This window comes from Chryseobacterium sp. 22543, from assembly GCF_052044565.1.
GTDB lineage: Bacteria > Bacteroidota > Bacteroidia > Flavobacteriales > Weeksellaceae > Chryseobacterium.
Genome location: NZ_JBQENH010000002.1, coordinates 477079 through 498155, shown reverse-complemented (window position 1 = coordinate 498155; position 21077 = coordinate 477079). Strand labels below are relative to the sequence as shown.

The 21077-nt window shown below is 36.5% G+C and carries 20 protein-coding genes; 7 read left to right on the top strand and 13 right to left on the bottom strand.

What is annotated here, in order from left to right; genetic code table 11:
- The first annotated feature begins 29 nt into the window (after positions 1 to 29).
- The 5 genes from ACTJIP_RS08080 (at position 30) to ACTJIP_RS08060 (ending at position 4473) form a co-directional block, all read left to right on the top strand.
- On the top strand, positions 30 to 635 hold the full coding sequence (locus tag ACTJIP_RS08080; protein ID WP_077414964.1) for a hypothetical protein: 606 nt from the start codon (positions 30 to 32) through the stop codon (positions 633 to 635).
- Positions 636 to 841: 206 nt separating this feature from the next.
- Complete coding sequence (locus ACTJIP_RS08075) at positions 842 to 2005, top strand: iron-containing alcohol dehydrogenase (RefSeq protein WP_219072452.1); 1164 nt, start codon at positions 842 to 844, stop codon at positions 2003 to 2005.
- A gap of 305 nt (positions 2006 to 2310) precedes the next feature.
- Positions 2311 to 2775, top strand: coding sequence for a lipocalin family protein (locus tag ACTJIP_RS08070; protein WP_047383521.1), 465 nt, complete (start codon positions 2311 to 2313; stop codon positions 2773 to 2775).
- A 65-nt stretch (positions 2776 to 2840) separates the two neighbouring features.
- On the top strand, positions 2841 to 3497 hold the full coding sequence (locus tag ACTJIP_RS08065; protein WP_077414968.1) for a GDSL-type esterase/lipase family protein: 657 nt from the start codon (positions 2841 to 2843) through the stop codon (positions 3495 to 3497).
- A 10-nt stretch (positions 3498 to 3507) separates the two neighbouring features.
- Positions 3508 to 4473 (top strand): tetratricopeptide repeat protein, encoded by a 966-nt coding sequence (locus ACTJIP_RS08060; protein ID WP_077414970.1) that lies wholly within the window; start codon positions 3508 to 3510, stop codon positions 4471 to 4473.
- 39 nt (positions 4474 to 4512) lie between these two features.
- On the opposite strand, the gene ACTJIP_RS08055 is transcribed toward ACTJIP_RS08060, so the two are convergent.
- The 3 genes from ACTJIP_RS08055 to ACTJIP_RS08045 form a co-directional block, all read right to left on the bottom strand.
- Positions 4513 to 5865, bottom strand: a complete 1353-nt coding sequence (locus ACTJIP_RS08055) for a DEAD/DEAH box helicase (RefSeq protein WP_077414972.1) — start codon at positions 5863 to 5865, stop codon at positions 4513 to 4515.
- A gap of 172 nt (positions 5866 to 6037) precedes the next feature.
- Complete coding sequence (locus ACTJIP_RS08050) at positions 6038 to 6547, bottom strand: hypothetical protein (protein ID WP_228408707.1); 510 nt, start codon at positions 6545 to 6547, stop codon at positions 6038 to 6040.
- A 92-nt stretch (positions 6548 to 6639) separates the two neighbouring features.
- Positions 6640 to 8286, bottom strand: a complete 1647-nt coding sequence (locus ACTJIP_RS08045) for an ABC1 kinase family protein (RefSeq protein ID WP_440704339.1) — start codon at positions 8284 to 8286, stop codon at positions 6640 to 6642.
- 210 nt (positions 8287 to 8496) lie between these two features.
- Here ACTJIP_RS08045 and ACTJIP_RS08040 point away from each other — a divergent pair, with 210 nt between their 5' ends.
- Positions 8497 to 8661: a hypothetical protein gene (locus ACTJIP_RS08040; protein ID WP_167510741.1), complete on the top strand. Its 165-nt coding sequence runs from the start codon at positions 8497 to 8499 to the stop codon at positions 8659 to 8661.
- Positions 8662 to 8723: 62 nt separating this feature from the next.
- On the opposite strand, the gene ACTJIP_RS08035 is transcribed toward ACTJIP_RS08040, so the two are convergent.
- Complete coding sequence (locus tag ACTJIP_RS08035) at positions 8724 to 10232, bottom strand: carbon-nitrogen hydrolase family protein (protein WP_077414978.1); 1509 nt, start codon at positions 10230 to 10232, stop codon at positions 8724 to 8726.
- Positions 10233 to 10317: 85 nt separating this feature from the next.
- Between ACTJIP_RS08035 and ACTJIP_RS08030 the strand changes: the two genes are divergently transcribed.
- On the top strand, positions 10318 to 10530 hold the full coding sequence (locus ACTJIP_RS08030; RefSeq protein ID WP_077414980.1) for a hypothetical protein: 213 nt from the start codon (positions 10318 to 10320) through the stop codon (positions 10528 to 10530).
- Between the two features lie 56 nt (positions 10531 to 10586).
- Here ACTJIP_RS08030 and guaA read toward each other — a convergent pair whose 3' ends face one another.
- From guaA to ACTJIP_RS07985, 9 genes are all read right to left on the bottom strand, one after another.
- Positions 10587 to 12116, bottom strand: a complete 1530-nt coding sequence (gene guaA / locus ACTJIP_RS08025) for a glutamine-hydrolyzing GMP synthase (RefSeq protein ID WP_077414982.1) — start codon at positions 12114 to 12116, stop codon at positions 10587 to 10589.
- Positions 12117 to 12456: 340 nt separating this feature from the next.
- Positions 12457 to 13695: a phosphoribosylamine--glycine ligase gene (gene purD, locus ACTJIP_RS08020; protein ID WP_047383501.1), complete on the bottom strand. Its 1239-nt coding sequence runs from the start codon at positions 13693 to 13695 to the stop codon at positions 12457 to 12459.
- Between the two features lie 88 nt (positions 13696 to 13783).
- On the bottom strand, positions 13784 to 15301 hold the full coding sequence (purH, locus tag ACTJIP_RS08015) for a bifunctional phosphoribosylaminoimidazolecarboxamide formyltransferase/IMP cyclohydrolase (RefSeq protein WP_440704338.1): 1518 nt from the start codon (positions 15299 to 15301) through the stop codon (positions 13784 to 13786).
- A 134-nt stretch (positions 15302 to 15435) separates the two neighbouring features.
- Positions 15436 to 15999, bottom strand: a complete 564-nt coding sequence (gene purN, locus ACTJIP_RS08010; RefSeq protein WP_440704337.1) for a phosphoribosylglycinamide formyltransferase — start codon at positions 15997 to 15999, stop codon at positions 15436 to 15438.
- 135 nt (positions 16000 to 16134) lie between these two features.
- Entirely contained in the window at positions 16135 to 17127 is a 993-nt protein-coding gene (gene purM, locus ACTJIP_RS08005) for a phosphoribosylformylglycinamidine cyclo-ligase (RefSeq protein WP_077414988.1), read from the bottom strand.
- A 282-nt stretch (positions 17128 to 17409) separates the two neighbouring features.
- Positions 17410 to 17961, bottom strand: coding sequence for an NADPH-dependent FMN reductase (locus ACTJIP_RS08000; protein WP_440704336.1), 552 nt, complete (start codon positions 17959 to 17961; stop codon positions 17410 to 17412).
- A gap of 38 nt (positions 17962 to 17999) precedes the next feature.
- Positions 18000 to 18728: a pirin family protein gene (locus ACTJIP_RS07995; protein WP_440704335.1), complete on the bottom strand. Its 729-nt coding sequence runs from the start codon at positions 18726 to 18728 to the stop codon at positions 18000 to 18002.
- A 410-nt stretch (positions 18729 to 19138) separates the two neighbouring features.
- Positions 19139 to 20557, bottom strand: a complete 1419-nt coding sequence (locus tag ACTJIP_RS07990; protein ID WP_440704334.1) for an MFS transporter — start codon at positions 20555 to 20557, stop codon at positions 19139 to 19141.
- Complete coding sequence (locus ACTJIP_RS07985; protein WP_440704333.1) at positions 20557 to 21075, bottom strand: nuclear transport factor 2 family protein; 519 nt, start codon at positions 21073 to 21075, stop codon at positions 20557 to 20559. The genes ACTJIP_RS07990 and ACTJIP_RS07985 overlap by 1 nt, the downstream gene beginning before the upstream one ends.
- Positions 21076 to 21077: the final 2 nt, after the last annotated feature.

Sequence of the window (21077 nt, the reverse complement as noted above, 5' to 3'; positions counted from 1 at the left end):
TTTAAATTTGCACTGAAAACACTTTCTCTATGAAACTCATCATCGCTTTTTTCCTGATCCTTTCCAATCTGTTTTTTGGCCAGATCAAGGTTTCCGATGATTACAAGAAAATTCCTGATATCCTTGATACGGTAGATTATCTCTATCCTTTCATTGTTCCTGATAAAGACTATGCCTACTGGCGGGTGCTCAGCAATGATACTGATTATGAAAAAGCAGTGGTCTATGAAAGCCAGGCTCCCGATTTTATGACCATCAATGAGCCTGTTCCGGAAAGAGGTTTTTTCCAGAAATGTATAGGCAACAACTGCTTTTCATACATTCTTGCATGCAAAAATGAAAGATCAGTTTATTTTTCCAATGAACAGCAGTTAAGAGACTTTATCGGAACTGTAGACAATCTTCCTGAAGCTATTTTGCTCGCAAAAACGTATGGTTATTCGGTAGATACAAGCAACCGTTTTACCGGAGCTTATAAAATTGAGGACCGTCATATCTCTATGTATCTTATGCAGTCTAAGGGCTGTCCGGCTGTAAAAGAGTCTTTTTTGGTGAAGATCAACAGAAAAACCGGAAAGTTGGAAGCGAAAAGCAATGGAATCTATGCAAAGGATGAAAACTGCAGTCCATTATAACTTAGTTGGAAAATGCTAAGCCACAAGGATTCTTTATCCTTAATCTGGAAAAACGACTGAATGATATAAAAAGGAATAATATCAATAGTTCAAAAACCATTAACTGCAATAGCTTTCATAAAATATAATAATAGCAATTTTAAAATTTCGTTAACTCAATTTTCTTTTTTCATTCCGTAAATTTGGGTTAAAATAAATTTAGAACAATGCTTAATTTCGAGTTTAAAAATCCAACAAAAATACTTTTCGGGAAAGGTGAAATTGCTAAAATTTCAAAAGAAATCCCTAAAGATGCAAGAATATTAATGATTTACGGAGGTGGTAGCATCAAAAACAATGGTGTTTACGACCAGGTAAAAGAGGCCTTGAAGGATCATGAAGTATATGAATTTGGTGGGGTTCCTGCCAATCCTGAATATGAAGTCTTAATCAATGCCTTAAGCTTTATTAAAGAAAAAAATATCACTTATCTTCTTGCTGTTGGTGGCGGATCTGTGATTGACGGAACGAAATTTATCTCCGCAGCAGCTAATTATGCTGGCGAACCGTGGGACATTCTGAGAAATTCAGTAAGAACTTTTGAAGGAGAAGGAATGCCATTTGGAAGTATTTTAACGCTGCCTGCAACCGGTTCAGAAATGAATTCAGGGTATGTAATCTCAAGAAGAGAAACTAATGAAAAATTGTCTTCCGGAGGACCGGGACTTTTCCCACAGTTTTCTGTATTGGATCCGGAGGTGATCAGATCTATTCCAAAAAACCAAATTGTGAATGGAATTACAGATGCCTACACCCACGTTTTGGAACAATACATGACTGCGCCTTCTTCTGCTGATCTTCAGGAAAGAATTGCAGAAAGCATTCTGATCAGTCTTCAGGAAACGGCTCCAAAAGTATTGGCTGATGATTTCAACTATGATGCTGCCGGAAACTTTATGTGGTGCTGTACAATGGCGCTGAACGGACTGATCCAGAAAGGAGTCATTACAGACTGGGCAGTACACGCAATGGGACACGAGCTGACTGCTTATTTCGGTATTGATCATGCAAGAACGCTGGCAATTATCGCTCCATCCCACTATCGTTACAATTTTGATGATAAAAAAGGAAAGCTGGCACAATATGCCGAGAGAGTCTGGGGAATCAAAGACGGAAGTGTAGAAGAAAAAGCAGAACTGGGAATCAAAAAAATGGAAGAATTCTTCCACAGCCTTCATATCAAAACCAAACTTTCTGAGTATACAGAAGACTTTAAAGGAACAGCTGAAAAGGTTGAAAAAGCCTTTACAGACAGAAAATGGTTAGGCCTTGGAGAGTATAAAAAACTAACTCCGCAGGATGCTTATAAGATTGTAGAGATGAGCTACTAGAAATTCAAAATTTAAGGTTTAAGGTTTAAAATTATACTGAGCCTTTAATTTTTGACTGGAAGAGTGGCAATTAATTCATATTGAAGCGGGATTTAGCCCGCTTCTTTTGATTTTATATGATCTTGACTAATTAGTTGTATATTCTTTAAATCAATTTCTTATGTTTTAGCGGCTTTTAGACGCCTGAAAATACTGATTATCCTCTCAAAATTATTCAATTTACAAACATTCGTTTAAAAAATCATTATTTCATTATAGATATTTCAAATTTATTTATATTTTAGCATATTCTTAAATTTGTGAAAATGAAAAAACAGCTACTTTTATTTGCCTTTTCTGCCCTGGCACTTACTTCTTGTAAAGATGACAATCTTGAAGCTTACGATATGGATATCATGAAGGGAGATTGGAAGGAAGTTAAAAGGGAAGTAATTTCCGGAAAAGATAATAAAACAGTGCTTTATACTGAAACATTAACTGGATGTGCAGCCAAAAACACTCTTTTCTTAAGAACAGACTATTATGTGAGCTATACAGCCTATACAGGAGAAGGTGCTGACTGTACTCCATCTCCAAAAACTGAAGGAAGATATACTTATGATGCAGATTCAAAAGTTATAGGAATTAAGTTTGGTGAGGAAGAATCACCTATCACCTACAGAGTTGATGTTTTGACGGGTAAAGATTTTAAACTTGCTCAGCAATCCGGAATTTTTGATATGGATGGAGATAAAATTCCTGATATCCCCTATGTTACTTACAAAAGATAAATCATAAAACTCCCGCTAATCGGGAGTTTTTTATTATTTTTATATCTAATTTAAAACTGAATATAATGAAGAAGATTCTATCAGCATTCCTATTGCTGTGTTTTGTTATTGCCTTTTCTCAGGAAAAAAAACCAATGTTCTGGCAGGACATTCAGGAATTCAAAAAGCAAGATCAGCAAAACCCGCCACCAAAGGATGCCATTCTATTTCTGGGAAGCTCGTCATTCACAAAATGGACTGATATAGCAGATTATTTCCCTAATCAAAAAATTATCAACAGAGGGTTCGGAGGGTCCAGACTTACAGACCTTAATGATTTTGCGAATGATCTTTTAGCTCCCTATCAGCCAAAGCAGATCATTATTTACTGTGGCGAAAATGATTTTGCAGACAACCATCAGCTAAAAGCAAAAGTAGTGGTTGACAGATATAAAGCTTTTTATAAAAAAATACGTGAAAAATTTCCCAATATTGAAGTTGATTATATCTCTATCAAGTACTCTCCAAGCAGAGAAGTGATCTGGCCGCAGATGAAAATTACCAACAAGAAGATCGCTGCATTTATGAAAAAAGAACCCAATGCTGAGTATATTGATGTTACTAAAGCGATGGAAGATGCTAATGGAAATGTAAGAAAAGATATTTTTGTGGAAGATATGCTTCATTTTAAGCCGGAGGGATATAAAATCTGGACCAAAGTGATCACTCCTTACCTGAAATAAACTATAACCCATGATAAAAAAAACAATAACCATTTTATTTTTCGTTTTATTCTACTCTCTTTCATTTTCTCAGGAGAAACCCAATGAAAAAACAGTTCTTCAGGAGCTCTCAGAAAATGCCTGTAAATGTGCTGATTCTATTCATTTGGCAAACAGGAAGAAGGAAGATATCATAAAAGATGTTCATGAATGTATTGACAAATACACGGGAGCGCTTCAGATCTCAACACTTTTGAAAGGAGCAGAAAAAGAATCTGAAAAAGCACCTAAAGTAAACGGGAAAAAGCAGATTAACCTGACTTTTAATACGAATAAGAATTCACAGCAATACAAGGACAGCTATAATGAGCTTGAACGTTATCTGATGCAAAACTGCGAGAGCGTGCAAAGAGCTACCAAAACTACTGAAACCAGTTATGACAAGTTCTCAAAAAATGATACGGCCGTTGATTTCTATGAAAAAGGCGTTGATGCAGGAAAAGCGGAAAACTGGAAAGAAGCTATTCAAAATTATGAACAAGCAGTAAAAATTGATCCAAAATTTATTTACGCATGGGATAATCTGGGAATTTCCTATAGAAGAATAGGGGAATATGATAAAGCTCTTAACGCTTATAAACAGTCATTGGCTGCTGATCCAAAAGGTAAAATGCCTTTACAGAATATAGCAATAACGTATGTTTATAAAAAGGAATATCAGAAAGCTATTGATGCGTATAACGATTTTGACAAAGTATATCCAGGTGATCCGGAAGTTTATTATGGAATGGGACAGGTCTACTTTACTCATCTGAAGAATAATGAAAAAGGTCTTGATAATATTTGTAAAGCATACAGGATTTATTCTGAACAAAAATCGCCTTACCGATCGGATGCTGAAAAAATGATAGGATATATTTATAAGAGTATGAAAGAAGAAGGTAAAACAGATAAGTTTAAAGAAATTTTAAAAAGCAACAATATTCAATTTGATTAAAAATAAAAAACGATTCCTGATATGGGAATCGTTTTTATTTTATTTCTTTCTTTTCGATTTTGATATTGCTTTCTGTTGGGACCTGTTAGCTCCAAACTTCTTAGGTGCTTTTCTTTTGGAAGGACCACCCCAGTTTTCTTTAGTATTTTTAGCTTTCTTATCATGGAATGCTCCTCCTCCATCATTCAGTTTTACCTGTGCAGGATTTTTCATAACAATCTGATCTTCTTCATCAGCGATCTTTTTAGGATTGATCTTAACTCCTTCCGGGAATTCATTAAATTTCAGATCTTTATCCATCAATAGCTCAATATCAAGAATCAAAGGTTCTTCTTTTTTAGTTACAAAAGTAACCGCTTTTCCTTCTTTGTCTGCTCTACCCGTTCTACCGATTCTGTGAATGTACTGTTCAGGAATATCCGGTGTCTCAAAGTTGATAACATGCGTAACATTGGAAATATCAAGACCTCTTGCCATTACATCTGTAGTAATCAAACCTCTCACTTCTTCATTCTCAAAGCTTTTCATAGCCTTAAGTCTGTAGTTCTGAGACTTATTAGAGTGAATCACGTCAAACTGTCCAGGGAAAAGCTCATCAATTTTAGTAAAGAGCATGTCGGCATGTCTTTTATTATTATTAAAAATCAAGACCTTGGACATATCTGTATCGCTCTTCAGTAAATGTTCAAGTAAGTTGATCTTAGTATTAAAGTTTTCTACTTTATAAGCAGTCTGTTCAATTTTCTCAAGCGGCGTTCCTGATTTTGCCAATGAAATTTCAATTGGGCTTGCAAAGTATACATCCAGCATTTCATCTACTGCTTCCGTCATGGTTGCAGAGAAAAGGATGTTCTGTCTCTTTGCTTTCATCATTTCAAAAATATGAGTAAGCTGCGGTCTGAAACCTAAGTTAAGCATCTCATCAAATTCATCAATGACCAATTTCTGAACTTCTTTAAGAGAAATAGCATTGTCTATGGAAAGGTCCATCACTCTTCCGGGTGTTCCTACCAAAATATCACAACCATCGTTGAACAATAGTTTTTGAGTATTGATATTTTTTCCTCCGTATATTCCGATTACTCTTGCAGTAATATTTTCTGTCAGTTTCTCAATAATTTCAGTTACCTGTACCACCAATTCTCTTGTAGGAACAAGCACCAAAACAGTTGGATTTCCTGTTTTGCTGTATTTCCATGTTTTCAGAACGGGCAAAAGGTAAGCTAATGTTTTTCCGGTTCCGGTCTGCGCAATTCCCATCACATCTCTTCCTGAAAGAATAGGCTTTAAGCTCTTCTCCTGAATGGGTGTAGGTTCAAATAATTCCAAATCTGCTAAAACATCAAGAATTTTAACCGGCAGGTCAAAATCTGCAAAAGTGAGTTTTTCCATTTTGCAAAGATAGGTATTTAATTAGAAGTTAAAAATTAGAGGTAAGGAATTGGTCAATAGTGAATTTTGCGTCTCAAGTGAATTGCCAATTTTCTCGAAGAGAAAAAACAAAAAAACTTGAGTTATCCGGAAAAACAACTGATTAACTAGCAACTAGCAACTACTTAACTCTTTAATTTACTTTCACACTTTTACTGATAGTTTTAATATCGTCGTCTTCCCATTTGCTGGAGGTAACGATAACGTATCCTTTCTTTTTCGGATCTTTTTTGATGGGGAATTTATCTTCTTCCCATTGATTACAGTGAGTTGAAATAGAGGGCAATAACGGTTGCCATCCAGTTTTACTTAAAGTATAAACATAAAACGGATGCCAGCAGCTGGTACACCAGTTGGGATAAAAACCAATCTCCTCTTTTCCATCTCCATTAAGGTCTCCCAGATTATACAGGCTTCCTTGATTGGCTGGTGAAATTGTTATAGGCTTTATATTTTTATCACTGAAGTAAATAGTTGTTTCACACTTTCCTTCACATTCGTCACCACAGTCACTGACTTTTGTATAGACATATTCTTTGGTTCCGTTTCCGTCAAAATCTCCCTGAATATTCTCTGCACTGGCTTCCTGAGCCATACAAAATGAACTGAATAAGGTGATTGCTGTTATAATAATTGTTTTCATGGTAGGTTTTGGTTTTTAGTTGCGAGATCCGTGATTCGGGTTTTATGGTGCGGAATAGAAGAATTGTAATTCTTTCATTTTTAGTTTGTGTATCACTTCCTTGTCACTCTCAGTAAAAGTATTAAGACCAGAATAATTGAAAATACAAAACCTAAGACTGCCACTAAAGATAATTCTCCTATTCTCGGACCGGATTCTGAGCTAAAAACGATGGCTGTTGCAATTATATTTGCGCCTAAGACCATAGCCAGAATCAAATTGACAACACTGGATTTAATCAGCTGGTTGGTTTTGTCTATATTCTTGATCTCACTGGATACCGTAAATTTGTTTTCATCCAGTTTTTGAAGAACAGAACGGAGCTCTTTTGGGATTTCATCTACATTATCTGTAAAATTCATCATCCGGTCCATTCCTGTTTTTAAAAGATTTTTAGGATTTATTTTCTTGGTGAAAATCTTTTTCGTGTAAGGATGAAGACTTTTAACGATATCCAGATCTGGGTTTATGCTCCTTCCAACACCTTCTATTAAGCTGATACCTTTGAATAAAAGATAGAAATAATCCGGCATATAGAGCCTGTTATCCTTTAAAATATTCTTCATCTTGTTGATGATCACCTGTACATTGATATCCTGCAGTGATGAGCTGTGAACAAAATTCAAAATATCTTCTACATCATTTTCAAACCTCCTTTCATCCGGTATTTCATAGCTTATGGCCATTTTTTTGAGTGACCGTACTATTTTATGAGAGTTTTTTGCAACAAAACTTACGATAAGATTTTCAAGAATTTCTTTATCATTAGGCTGAATTTTTCCCACTGCCCCAAAATCTATGAAAACTATTTTACCATCTTTTTTCACCAAAATATTGCCGGCATGAGGATCAGCATGGAAGAATCCATAGTCTAAGATCTGCGATACAAACAGCCTTAATCCTGCTTCGGAAACTTTTACAGGACTAATATCATTAGCCAGAAGTACCGATTTGTCTGTTACCTTTATCCCGTCGATGAATTCCATGCAAAGAATATTGTTGTTGGAAAATTCTTCGTAGACTTTGGGAACATATGTTTCTTTATTGTTCTTAAAATTCAGACGGAACTGCAGTATATTATTCCTTTCATTAGTCAAAGAAACCTCTTCAAGCAATGATCTTTCAAAGGTAGAAATGGCCTGTTTCAGATTAAGTTTTTCTCCTATTTCGGAATAGGCAGAGATCAGCTTTTCAATGTCTTTGATCAAAAGTAGATCATCTTCAATAACTGACTGCACATCAGGCTTTCTCAATTTTAAAATCACCGGACTGCCATCCAGCAAAATTGCTTTATACACCTGTGCTATAGAAGCTGTAGCCAGAGGTTGTTTCTGGATTTCACGGAAACAGTCTTTCACGGAAATATTGAATTCACTTTCCAGCGCTTCTTCTACGTCCATATCTACTGTTTCCACTTTGTCCTGAAGTTTCTGCAGCTCCTGAATCAATTCCGGTGGTAATAAATCTTCTCTGTTACTGAATGTCTGACCCAATTTTACAAAAGTAGGGCCAAGCTCTTCAAGAGCCAGTCTTATTCTTTCGTAAACGGTTCCTTTTGAAATAATCTCGTCTGAACCGGAAGTTTCTTCCGGCTTATTTCCTCCATTCATCCTTGCCAGCATATCTTTGAAACCATATTTACTCAATACGGAAATCAGTCTTGCGGATCTTTTCAGTTTTCTTTGCTGTTTGTCAAACATAGTCTATCAATAGTAGGTGCAATTTACTCCAAAAATTGTTCCTTTATGAAAAGAATTATTACAACAACATCAACATGGAAAGTTAAAAACAACAACACGTAATCAACCTTTTAAAGAATAAAATACATCAATAACAACAAAAACCATCATATATCATAAAAATTAATATATTTACAGCGTACAAATAAAACAAACCAAAAGTATTACAACATGAAAAATTTACGTAACAACAAACTTTCAAGAGAGCAATTAAAAGGGATTGCAGGAAGCGGAATCATTATCGGAAACTGCTCCAACCAATGCTGCCCTACAGACGGAAGACCAAGATGTCCAAAATTGATCTGCCCTGCTGTAGTATGTCCTCAGTACATGTAATCAGCCCACTCAAAGAAAATTTTAGGTAAAATAAAAACAGAATGCTAATGCATTCTGTTTTATTATTTAAGATAAGTCTCATACAGGTCTTTCCTACGGTCTTTCATCACCTGAACCGAGCCGTTATGATGAAGATCCTTCAATAAGTTCAGGTCTACATCAACAATCAGGGTCATTTCTGTATTGGGAGTAGCCTCACCTTTTACACCATTAGAAGGGAAAGCAAAATCTGAAGGGGTAAATACAGCAGCCTGTCCGAACTGAATATCCATATTGTTTACTCCCGGTAAGTTACCTACACAACCCGCAATAGCTACATAACATTCATTTTCAATCGCTCTCGCAGCAGCACAGTGACGCACTCTGATATAAGCATTCTGGGTATCTGTAAGGTAAGGAACAAAAAGAATCTTCATCCCCTGATCAGCCAGAATTCTTGGTAACTCCGGAAATTCTACATCATAGCAAATTACAAGTCCTATTTTCCCACAATCGGTATCAAAAACCCGGATTTCGTTTCCTCCTTTCATTCCATAATACTTTTTTTCATTTGGAGTGATATGGATTTTTCGGTATTCATCAATACGTCCATCACGATGCAACAGATAGCTGACATTATATAAATCATTATTATCATGATCAAAAACAGGCATGCTTCCGGAAATAATATTGACATTGTAACTGATCGCCAGTTCAGAGATTTTATTTTTTATTTCCTCACTTAATTTAGCCAGCTCGATCATACTGTCTCTTTCTGAAAGCTTATTGAAGGGTGCTAAAAGCGGAGTATTGAAAAGTTCGGGGAAAAGAACAAAGTCTGACTTATAGTCTCCCATTACATTAACAAAGAATTCTACCTGCTCATAAAAAGCATCGATATTTTTAAAATGCCTCATCTGCCATTGTACTAATCCTAAGCGGATGATACTATCCTGCATTGTATTGGGCTTTTTGCTGTAATAGATATTGTTCCACTGCAGCAAAACAGCGTTTTCCAGTGATGATTCATCTTCAGGAAGATATTTTTTCAGAATCTTTATGGGAAGGAAGTTATTGGAAAGCTGGAAAGACAATACCGGATCATAAATTTCCTTATCTCTTACTCTTCGGATATACTCTCTTGGAGAAATCTCATCACTATATTTATGATAGTTCGGAATTCTTCCACCCAGAATAATTGATTTTAGATTGAGCAGCTCACACAATTCTTTTCTGGCATCATACAATCTTCTTCCCAGGCGCAGTTCCCGAAATTCAGGATCAACAAAAACTTCTATCCCATACAATACATTTCCTGTTGACAAATGGGTATTGAATGTATAATTTCCTGTAATATCAACATAGGTATGGTCGTCCCCAAATTCATCATAATTCACAATAATGGACAGTGCTACGGCAGCCAATTTCCCGTCTACAGTGATACAAATCTGACCTTTAGGAAATATTCTCGTAAGTTTATCTATACTTTTTTTAGACCAGATAGATTCAGACATCTGAGGATACGCCCTTTTCATTGTCACTACCAATTCATCATAATCCTGAACAGTCAGGGGTCTCGTTTCTATTTGCATTTGATATAATTTTACTTAAATTTAGTGAAAATTTGTTTTAATAGGCTATTACTAAGCAAAACATTAACCAAAATATCAATTAGAAATGGCAATAATTTTTCTGAATCAAAGTAAATGCCCTGTTTGCAAAAAAACTTTAGATGAAGGACAGGATATTGTCCTATTTCCACCTTTTACCTCCGATAAGAATCATAAATTTTACTTATTCAATGATGAAGGAGTTCATCGTTCTTGTTTGCAAAAGACAGAATATGGAATAGCCGCATTGAAGTTTTTAGAAACAGAATTTCCATTATAAACAAAAAAATCCCACCCAAAGCGGGCAGGATTTATATTTTAAATTCAAGTCAAAGATTATTCCCACTCAATCGTTGCAGGTGGTTTGCTTGAAATATCGTACGCTACTCTGTTGATTCCTCTTACTTCGTTGATGATTCTGCTTGAAACAGTATCTAAGAACTCATAAGGAAGTCTGCTCCACGTTGCCGTCATAAAGTCGATGGTATTGGCAGAACGAACTACAGCAGTATATTCATACGTTCTTTCATCTCCCATTACTCCTACAGATTTTACCGGAAGAAGAACTACAAATGCCTGAGATACTTTTTCGTAAAGGTCATTTTTGTATAATTCTTCGATGAAGATATCATCAGCTTCCTGAAGGATTCTTACTTTTTCAGCATCTACAGCTCCCAATATTCTGATTCCCAATCCCGGACCTGGGAAAGGGTGTCTGTATACCATGTGGTGAGGAATACCTAATTCTTCTCCTACTCTTCTTACTTCGTCCTTGAAAAGCTCTCTTAGCGGCTCTAACAATTCGAAGTCCATATCTTCAGGAAGTCCACCAACGTTGTGGTGAGACTTGATTACTGCTGATGGTCCGTTGACAGACTGGCTCTCAATAACGTCAGGGTAAATAGTACCCTGTGCAAGGAATTTAGCGCCTTCAATTTTGTGTGATTCTTCATCAAAAACATGGATAAATTCGTTTCCGATGATTTTTCTTTTTGCTTCAGGATCATCAACACCAGCTAATTTTGTAAGGAATCTTTCCTGAGCATCCACCATTTTAATGTTCATATGGAAATGCTCTCCATACTGATCCATTACTTTTTTGCCCTCATCCTTTCTCAATAATCCCGTATCTACAAAGATACAAGTCAACTGATCACCGATTGCTTTGTGGATCAAAACTGCCGCTACAGAAGAGTCAACACCACCTGAAAGACCAAGGATTACTTTGTTGTCTCCTACTTTCTCACGGATTTCCTCAACTGTTTTTTCAATATAGTTAGTCAGTTTCCAGTTTTTCTCTGAGTTACAGATTCCAAAAACGAAATTTTCAAGCATTTTTCCTCCTTCTTCAGTATGAGATACTTCCGGGTGGAACTGAACACAGTAGATTTTACTTTCTTCGTTAGAGATAGAAGCAATTACTCCTGATTTTGCGTTCAATTCAAAACCTGCAGGCAATTCTCCTACTTCGTCAAAATGGCTCATCCAAACTACAGAGTTCTGAGTCACTCCTTTCAATAAAGAGCTTTCTTTTACGATCTCAAGGTTTGCTTTACCATACTCTCCCTTTTCTCCTTTATTTACTTTTCCTCCTAAAAGGTGAGCTGTCATCTGCATTCCGTAGCAGATTCCCAATACAGGAACTCCTTGTTCGTATAATTCTTTTTCAACCAGGTGAGCGTTTTCTGCATTCACAGAGCTTGGTCCACCGGAAAGAATAATTCCTTTTGGCTGTTTTGCTAAAATATCTTGTAATGGTGTATTGTAAGGTAAGATTTCAGAGTATACACCCATCTCACGGATTCTTCTTCCGATAAGCTGGTTGTACTGGGATCCGAAATCTAAAATAATAATACCGTTGTTCATTTTGAATTATGATTTATAAATTATAAATAATGAGGATTCTTTTGATTGTTTAATTGTATTAGAGTTTCACGATACTTTTGAGATTCCTACGGAATGACAAAGCCTGTATCATATCTGTTAATCAAAATATTCACTCAAAAACTGTTTCAGCAATTTATTTAGGTTTGGGCTAAAGCCATTTCTATCGCTATTTTTTTATAATCAATCGGGCTAAAGCTCGATTCTATTGATAGAATATAAAACTTAGAAAATCTACGGCTTATTGCTAAAGCCTACTGCTTATTCAACCGTTTTACAAAAAAAGACTTGGAATTGCTCCAAATCTTTTTTCGTGATTTTATTAAAACTTTCCGATGTCGTCTCTGTAGAAGCCGTAATCGAAATGTACATGACTTGCGTCTTCGTAAACCTTTTTGCGGGCATCTTCGAAAGTAGCACCTGTAGCTACAATGTTCAGAACTCTACCCCCGTTGGAAACCACTTTGTCTCCTTTGCTGATAGCTCCTGCATATAAAAGTTTACTATGTTTCAGCTTATCTTCCCCTGTAATTTCGAAACCTGTTTCGATGTTTCTTGGATAACCTCCTGAACACATTACAAGGCAAATTGCTTTTTCGTCTTTAAATTTAAGCTCAATGTCTTTTCCTTCCATACAATCCTGGATCACATCCAAAAGATTGTTTTCCATAAGCGCCATCAATACCTGAGTTTCAGGATCTCCAAATCTCATGTTGTATTCAAGAAGGTAAGCTCCGTTTTTCGTAACCATCAATCCGAAGAAGATGATTCCTTTAAATCCGAAACCTTCAGCTTTAAGACCTTTAATAGTTGGTTCTAAAATATTTTTCTCAAAATCTGCATAATGCTCCTGAGTAAATTCCGGGCTTGGTGCTATTGAACCCATACCTCCTGTATTAGGTCCTGTATCTCCGTTTCCAGCTTTTTTATAGTCTTTTGCTGCTACACATGGGAACAATTTTTCCCCGTTAGAAAAAGCAATGATAGACGCTTCAAAACCTTGTAAATATTCTTCAATAACTAAACGGATTCCTGCATCTCCATAGATTCTTCTGATCATGAAGTCGTGGATAGTAGCTTCAGCTTCTTCAAGATTGTCACAAATAACAACACCTTTTCCACCTGCTAAACCACTAGCTTTGATCACCAAAGGATATTGCTGTGTCTGCACATATTCTTTAGCATCGTTGTATGAATCAAATACTACCGCTTTAGCAGTTTTGATATCATAGGTCTGCATAAATTTCTTAGAGAAAGCTTTACTCCCTTCAAGGCTTGCCACTTTCTGAGTAGGACCGAAAACTTTAAGATCGTGTTTTTTAAATTCGTCCTTGATACCCGCTACAAGAGGAGCTTCGGGACCTACGATCGTAAGATCAATCTTTTCTTTAATTGCGAAATCTCTAAGTTCTTTAATTTCCGATAAATGAACATTTTTCCCTATTACATCGGTAGTAGCATTCCCGTTGGCAAAAAACATTTTAGAAATTCTTGAGTCATTCTGAAGCTTTGCCGCTAAAGCAGATTCTCTACCGCCTTCACCTATGATTAATATTCTCATACTTTTTTATTATCTAGTCTTATTTTACAAATATATAATTTTGAATGCTAAAAATACAATCCCTAATTATTTTTTAATTCTATTTTAATTAGTGGAAAAAGTGTCTAACACCTGTAAACATCATTGGGATACCGTGCTCATTTGCAGCTTCCACACTATCCTGATCTTTTACACTTCCACCTGGCTGAATAATCGCCTTGATACCTTCCTGAGCGCAGAAATCTACCACATCACGGAAAGGGAAAAATGCATCTGAAGCCAATACCAAATCTCCGGAGAATTTTTCTTTTGCTCTTTCGATAGCCTGCTGAGTCGCCCAGATTCTGTTTACCTGTCCGCCGCCGATACCGAATGCCTGAATTCCGTTGGAAACTACAATAGCATTTGACTTCACATATTTTACAACTCTCTGAGAGAAAAGTAAAGCTTTTTTCTGCTCTTCTGTAGGCTGTACTTCTGTAACGACTTTGATATCGTCAGAGAAGTGAGTATCATTATCCTGAACCAGAATACCACCATCTACTTTCACCCAAGTCTGTTTGTCAGAAACAGGGTTTACGATTTTGATAATTCTTAAGTTTTTCTTTTTTCTTAAAACTTCAAGAGCTTCTTCATCGAATTCAGGAGCCATTACAATCTCAAGGAATGTTTTGTTCAGTTCTTCCGCTGTCGCTGCATCAATTTTATAGTTCATTGCAACAATTCCGCCAAAGATAGAAACCGGATCACATTCGAATGTTTTCTGGTAAGTCTCCAATGCTGAAGTTCCGATTGCAACTCCACAAGGGGTAGAGTGTTTTACCGCACAACAAGCCATTTCTTCTTTGAACTCAGTCACTACTTTCCAGCAAAGGTCCATATCACGAAGATTGTTGAAAGAAAGTTCTTTCCCCCCAAGCTGTTCAAAGTCTTTCATTGCTCCATTCTCGAAAGTAGAAACATAGTAAGCTGCTGTCTGGTGAGGATTTTCTCCGTATCTTAAGTCAGCAACTTTTTTATAAGAAGCATTTAAATACGTAGGATATTCTTCGTCTAAAAGCATTCTTGAAATAGCTGCATCATATGCAGAGGTAAGGTTGAATACTTTTCCTGCAAGCTTTTTACGGGTCTCAATGTACGTATCACCGTTTTGTTCCATTTCCAGTTTTACAGTTGTGTAATCTTCCACATCTGTAATTACGGTAACAGAATCAAAGTTTTTCGCTGCAGAACGAAGCATTGAAGGACCTCCGATATCAATAAATTCTACCTTTTCGTGTAAAGAAATGTTTTTGTTCACATTTTCAAAGAAAGGGTAAAGGTTTACGATCACCATGTCAATCAGAACAATTCCGTGTTCCTGAACGGTTTTCATGTGCTCTTCATTATTACGAACAGCCAGCAATCCACCGTGAACTTTCGGGTGTAAAGTTTTCACTCTTCCATCCAACATTTCAGGGAAATTGGTTACCTCATCAATCTGAATAGGATTTAAACCAGCGTCTTTCAAATGTTTGAACGTTCCTCCTGTAGAGATCAACTCATAATTCTGAGCTTCCAAAAACTGCGCGAATTCTATTAATCCACTTTTGTCAGAAACACTGATTAAAACTCTCTTTTTACTCATTTTACTTTCAATTTTTTACTTTTTACAGCTATTTCAAACTGTATCCGGGTCTTTCACCTCCGAATTTACTTTATTTACTTAGATTTCTTTTTTATTAAATGTAACGATTAAATGATCGCCCAATTGTTACATTATCAGTTTTCCAGGACCTTATTGATCGCTATTGGAAATATTTCATATTCAATCTTGTGAACTTTCTGAGCCAATGTTTCCGGAGTATCGTCAGCGGTTACTTCAAAAGATTTCTGAAGAATAGCTTCTCCTTCATCAATGCCCGGCGTTACAAAATGTACAGTGGCCCCACTCTCTACTTCTTTAGCTTCAATGACTGCATTGTGAACGTTCATTCCCCACATTCCTTTTCCTCCGAATTTCGGAAGCAAAGCAGGATGAATATTGATTATTTTACCGTTCCAGTTTTCACAGAATTCAGATTTTAAGATGGATAAAAATCCTGCCAATACAATAAGATCTGTATTTTCAGGGATTACTTTAGCCAGTTCACTGCTGAAATTCTTTCCTCTTGGAATGAGTATGCTTTCTATATTGTGATTCTTTGCTCTTTCCAGTCCGAAACACTCTCTGTCTGCCACTACCAAAGATACTTTTGCATTCTGGATTTCTCCAGCGTCAATGGTATCAATGATTCTCTGCAGATTGGTTCCTGAACCGGATACAAGTACAACGATGTTCTTCATATTTTTTTGGCAGCCTTGTCAAGGTCTTGAATATTGTTAACTAGCCCCGATTGCAGCGACATCCTTTTTTCGTTGCGGCCGCAGCGAAGCGGAGGCCGTGACGAAAAAGATACAGCGGAAAGCGGGATTAAGCTCCTAAAATTTTAAATCTATCTTTTCGCTTCCTTCTGTGATTTCTCCGATTTCATAAGCATCATCTAAAAGGTGTAAGATTTTTTCAGCATGATCCGCATTCACTACAATGATCATCCCTACCCCCATATTGAATGTTCCGTACATTTCCTCACGGGCTACTTCACCTCTCTTTTCCAATTCAAGCATTACACTAGGAATTCTGATTTTCGATTCGTCAATAGAAGCACAAAGTCCTTCTGGAATGATTCTTGGAACGTTTTCGTAAAGACCACCTCCTGTGATGTGAGCAATTCCTTCTACTTTCACTTCTTCCAATACTTTATGAATATCTTTATAGTATAGTCTTGTAGGAACTAAAAGTGTTTCATATAAAGGTTTTCCTTCAAATTCTTCTTCAAAATTTGGGAATACCTTTCTTACTAAAGAGAATCCGTTTGAGTGGAATCCAGAACTTGGTAATGCAATAATTTTATTACCTGCCTGAATCTTAGAACCATCAATAATCTGATCTTTTTCTACGATTCCTACGCAGAATCCTGCAACATCATAATCTCCAGGCTGATACATTCCCGGCATTTCAGCAGTCTCTCCACCAATCAATGCACAGTTGTTATCTTTACAAGCTGCTACCATTCCTAAAACAATTTCTGCCGCAATTTCTGAATCAAGCTTTCCGCAAGCCAGATAATCAAGGAAAAATAAAGGTTTTGCTCCGTGGCAAAGAATATCATTGGCACACATTGCGAAACAATCTACACCAATAGAATCATATTTTTTAGTATCTAAAGCTACTTTCAGCTTTGTTCCTACTCCATCTGTTCCTGATACAAGAACAGGATTTTTGTATCCACCGATCTCATAGAAAGCACCAAAACTTCCCAAGTGGTTCAGTACATTGGAATTGTGGGTTTCACCGACCGCTTTTTTGATCTTGTCAACCGTTTTGTATCCTTCTTCTTTGTCTACTCCTGCTGATTTGTAAGTGTTGCTCATGTCTGCTTAGATTTTTAGATATTGGATTCAGATTTCAAATGATTACTTGTCTTGCATCTGATGTCTTATGTCTTTTTATCTTTTAATATTTCAATTACTTTTATACTTGATTTTAGAAAACAAAAAAGCCGACAATCTTTTCAGATTATCGGCCGTTATTTTATCTCAGAATTTCAGAGCCCACAATTTTCCCTTTATGAGAAAAACATTGTTTATAGGAGGTCTGAATTTTCATCTCTTTTCTTTTTGCAAAAATAGTAATTTTAAATGAATATTCAAATTCTATTTTTCAAGGATGGTTTCAATAGCCGCAATCTTGTTTATTTTTTCTTTTAACTCATTGATTTTCTCTTCATTAGAAATTTTTTGAGTTCCTTTGTCAAAATTATCATTAAAGAAAGGAAGTGAAAAAGTTTCCACCACATTTCCTCCGTGGAAAGGAAAACGCTTTGATGCAGCGTCTAAAACTCCTGCTCCACCTCTACCTCCGGGAGATGTAGACATCAATAGCATTGGTACTTCATTCCAAACCGTTCTGTCTTTGATTCTTGATACCCAGTCGAACACATTTTTGAATGCTGTAGAATAGGTTCCGTTGTGTTCTGCCAAAGCCACCAACAATACATTGGCACCGTCAATTTTGGCAGCAAAGTCATGAGCTTCCTGAGGAACACCAGCAGCCAATTCTCTTTCATGCTTATAGATTGGCATTTCAAAAGGATTCAGATCTACTACTTCTACTTCTGCATTTTCAAATAATGTTGATGCATAGGCAACCAACTGCTTGTTCATTGAAACTTCCGAGTTGCTTCCTGCTATTGCTAAAATTTTCATAGGTGAGATTTATTTTTTAAGATTACAAATTTAGTTTTTTATTTAAGATAAGACGGCAGTTCCATTGGTACTTCCATTAATAATACTTCAGTGTCTTCCACCGCTTCGATGTTAAAGCTCTGAGTATCCCAGATTCCCAATCCGTCTCTTTCATTCAGAACACGGTCTCCTATTTTTGCACTTCCTTTCAACACAAACGCATAAACTCCGTTTCCTTTTTTGTTAAGCATATAATTTTTGCCGTTTCCTTTTGTAAAATTGGCTAAATTAAACCATGCATCCTGATGAATCCAAACTCCTTCATCATTTTTATTAGGAGATAAAATCTGTTGGAATCCGTTAATCTTTTCACCTTCCTTGATACTTTTCTGATCATATCTCGGTTCAACATCCAGTTCTTTTGGGAAAACCCAGATCTGTAGAAACTTTACCTCTTCATCTTTATTTTTATTATATTCACTGTGCTTAACACCTGTTCCGGCACTCATCACCTGGATTTCTCCTTTTTTGATCACAGCTGTAGTTCCCATTGAATCTTTATGTTCCAAGTCTCCTTCCAGAGGAATGGATATAATTTCCATATCCTTGTGCGGGTGCGTTCCGAATCCCATTCCCTGAGAAACGGTGTCATCGTTTAATACTCTTAAAACACCAAAATTCGTTCTGTCTCTGTTTTGATAGTTGGCAAAACTGAATGTATGGTAAGAATTTAACCATCCGTGATTGGCATGGCCTCTTGAATCTGCTTTATGATATACTGTTTTCATTTCTGTGATTATTTATGGTACAAATGTAAGACATGCAGGCATTTTAAAAGTTGATGTAGGGTAAGAAAGGAAGTTTATGGGGTAAAAGAGTTGAGAAAGTAAAAATGGTGGATGGATTGGAAACGCTAAGGCGCAAAGATTTTTATATTCCATATGTTTTAGGGCGCAAGGATTTTATCTGCGATAAAATTTCAAACTGTATACTATTTACTTCATAATTGAATGGACTAAATAGATTATATAAGTAAACGCAAACCTCTGTGTCATTTGTGAAATCTGTGGGAGACTATTATATTCTGTTATTTATTATAAATATGTGTTTCGGCTAAAGCCAATTAATAAATACCTTAAAAGAAAAGCGGGCTAAAGCCCGCTCCTATTGATATTTTGAATTTAAATTTATTCAATTTTTAAAAATGTACCTGTTTGATTTCTTCTTCAATTTCCTTAGGGGTTTCATCTTCTGATTTAACAAAAATCATGGTCACTACAGCTCCTATCAGCATGCAAACACCACCTACAACGACATAATCCATCGCTTGTTTTCCGAAAACATCACTTACAACCGGACCTCCAAATAATCCATTGATAATCTGCGGAATCACAATAAAGAAATTGAATATTCCCATATAGACCCCCATTTTTCTTTGTGGAATGACTTCAATAAGCATAGCATAAGGCATTGCCAGAATACTTGCCCAGGCAAATCCTAAACCGATCATAGAGATCCATAGGTTGTTGACATCTTTAATGAAATACATTGAAACAAGTCCAACACCTCCACACAATAAAGCTAAGGCATGAGTCTGCTTTTTACCGATCAGTTTCGCTATGGGTGTCAATAGAAATGCAAACGGAATTGCCCACAGATTGTACATTCCGAAAAGCTTCCCTGTTAAATCCCCTGCATCATTAAATGCTTTGGAGTGGGTATCTTCCGGAGAAAGTCCAAAATGATGGGTTGCCAGTGCACTGGTCGTAAATACCCACATGGTAAATAATGCAAACCATGAAAAGAACTGAACAATTCCCAGTTTTTTCATCTGTATAGGAATTGCTGCAAAGTCTTTGAAGATATCTGAAAACTTAGACTCCTGTTGTTCTACCTCTTTTCCATCTTCAAAATCAGCGAATTCCTGTGGAGAATACTCTCTGGTTGTCATGATGGTGTACAAAATTGAGATGATAAGCAATCCTGCCCCTATATAAAAGGAGTAAATAACGTTATCTGCCACAAATCCCGCCGGGGCTTCGTTGGAGATTCCCATTTTCGTTAACCAATCCGGCAGATAAGAGCCCAATACGGCTCCGATTCCAATCAGAATGGTCTGCACCGAAAATCCTATTGTCCCCTGATGTTTCGGAAGCATATCTCCTACCAAAGCACGGAAAGGCTCCATTGCAATATTTACGGAAGCATCCATCATGGCGAGGAATATTACAGCTAACAAAAGCGCATTGGCGGCAAACATTTGAGTAACGGAAGCTGCATTAGGAAGTAAAACCAATCCTATTGCACACAAAACAGCTCCAATCAGGAAATAAGGTTTTCTTCTTCCCAATGGACTCCAGGTATTGTCTCCCATATGCCCGATGATAGGCTGAACAATCAAACCTGTAACGGGAGCAACGAGCCAGAACCAGGATAACTCATGAACATCGGCTCCTAAATTACCAAGAATACGGCTTGCATTTCCATTTTGTAATCCGAACGCCATTTGAATGCCAAGGAATCCCATACTCATGTTAATAATCTGGAGCATGGATAAGTTTGGTTTTTTTCTTTTTCCAAATGGCCCCGAATTATATATCCCTACCCTTTCTGCCATTATGACTTAAGTTTTTGAATTAATGCATCTTCGATAGGTGTTTTTTCAACCACCACTTTATCTACCACCTCATTAGGAACAGTCACAGAAAGAACGTATTGTTTTACCTTCCAGCTTCCGTTGATTTTTTCTACCACTCCGGAACCTCTGCATATTTTCATCTGGGTATCCAATAGTTCATCGAACCATGCCAGTTTTCCATCTTTGCTGAAGTAAATATTTCTTTTAAGGGCTTTAAAATTCCAGGTTTTCTTTTTGTCGAAATAAGGTTTTGCCCATACCATGAATTCTTTTTTATCCCATATTTCGGTAGCGTCTGTTCCAATGAAGGTAGATTCATCCGCAAAGAAATTAAAATATGCATTGTAATCTGCTTTTGCCGCAGCTACGTTGAATGCATCCAGCATAGTACTGATTTCTGATTTTTCTTTTTCAAATACGGTCTTCGACTGAGCATTCAATAAAGAAAATCCCAGTACAAAAAGGATTAATGTATAAGCAGTCGTTAGTTTTTTCATAT

Bases quoted from the DNA above. Each gene is read 5' to 3' on its own strand.
- ACTJIP_RS08040 (WP_167510741.1), top strand. From the start codon at position 8,497: ATGAAAAATTTACGTAACAACAAACTTTCAAGAGAGCAATTAAAAGGG.
- purM (WP_077414988.1), bottom strand. From the start codon at position 17,127: ATGAGCAACACTTACAAATCAGCAGGAGTAGACAAAGAAGAAGGATAC.
- ACTJIP_RS08045 (WP_440704339.1), bottom strand. From the start codon at position 8,286: ATGTTTGACAAACAGCAAAGAAAACTGAAAAGATCCGCAAGACTGATT.
- ACTJIP_RS08055 (WP_077414972.1), bottom strand. From the start codon at position 5,865: ATGGAAAAACTCACTTTTGCAGATTTTGACCTGCCGGTTAAAATTCTT.
- guaA (WP_077414982.1), bottom strand. From the start codon at position 12,116: ATGAACAACGGTATTATTATTTTAGATTTCGGATCCCAGTACAACCAG.
- ACTJIP_RS08050 (WP_228408707.1), bottom strand. From the start codon at position 6,547: ATGAAAACAATTATTATAACAGCAATCACCTTATTCAGTTCATTTTGT.
- purN (WP_440704337.1), bottom strand. From the start codon at position 15,999: ATGAAGAACATCGTTGTACTTGTATCCGGTTCAGGAACCAATCTGCAG.
- ACTJIP_RS08060 (WP_077414970.1), top strand. From the start codon at position 3,508: ATGATAAAAAAAACAATAACCATTTTATTTTTCGTTTTATTCTACTCT.
- ACTJIP_RS08075 (WP_219072452.1), top strand. From the start codon at position 842: ATGCTTAATTTCGAGTTTAAAAATCCAACAAAAATACTTTTCGGGAAA.
- ACTJIP_RS08035 (WP_077414978.1), bottom strand. From the start codon at position 10,232: ATGCAAATAGAAACGAGACCCCTGACTGTTCAGGATTATGATGAATTG.
- ACTJIP_RS07985 (WP_440704333.1), bottom strand. From the start codon at position 21,075: ATGAAAAAACTAACGACTGCTTATACATTAATCCTTTTTGTACTGGGA.
- ACTJIP_RS07990 (WP_440704334.1), bottom strand. From the start codon at position 20,557: ATGGCAGAAAGGGTAGGGATATATAATTCGGGGCCATTTGGAAAAAGA.
- ACTJIP_RS08080 (WP_077414964.1), top strand. From the start codon at position 30: ATGAAACTCATCATCGCTTTTTTCCTGATCCTTTCCAATCTGTTTTTT.
- ACTJIP_RS08000 (WP_440704336.1), bottom strand. From the start codon at position 17,961: ATGAAAATTTTAGCAATAGCAGGAAGCAACTCGGAAGTTTCAATGAAC.
- ACTJIP_RS07995 (WP_440704335.1), bottom strand. From the start codon at position 18,728: ATGAAAACAGTATATCATAAAGCAGATTCAAGAGGCCATGCCAATCAC.
- purH (WP_440704338.1), bottom strand. From the start codon at position 15,301: ATGAGTAAAAAGAGAGTTTTAATCAGTGTTTCTGACAAAAGTGGATTA.
- ACTJIP_RS08065 (WP_077414968.1), top strand. From the start codon at position 2,841: ATGAAGAAGATTCTATCAGCATTCCTATTGCTGTGTTTTGTTATTGCC.
- ACTJIP_RS08030 (WP_077414980.1), top strand. From the start codon at position 10,318: ATGGCAATAATTTTTCTGAATCAAAGTAAATGCCCTGTTTGCAAAAAA.
- purD (WP_047383501.1), bottom strand. From the start codon at position 13,695: ATGAGAATATTAATCATAGGTGAAGGCGGTAGAGAATCTGCTTTAGCG.
- ACTJIP_RS08070 (WP_047383521.1), top strand. From the start codon at position 2,311: ATGAAAAAACAGCTACTTTTATTTGCCTTTTCTGCCCTGGCACTTACT.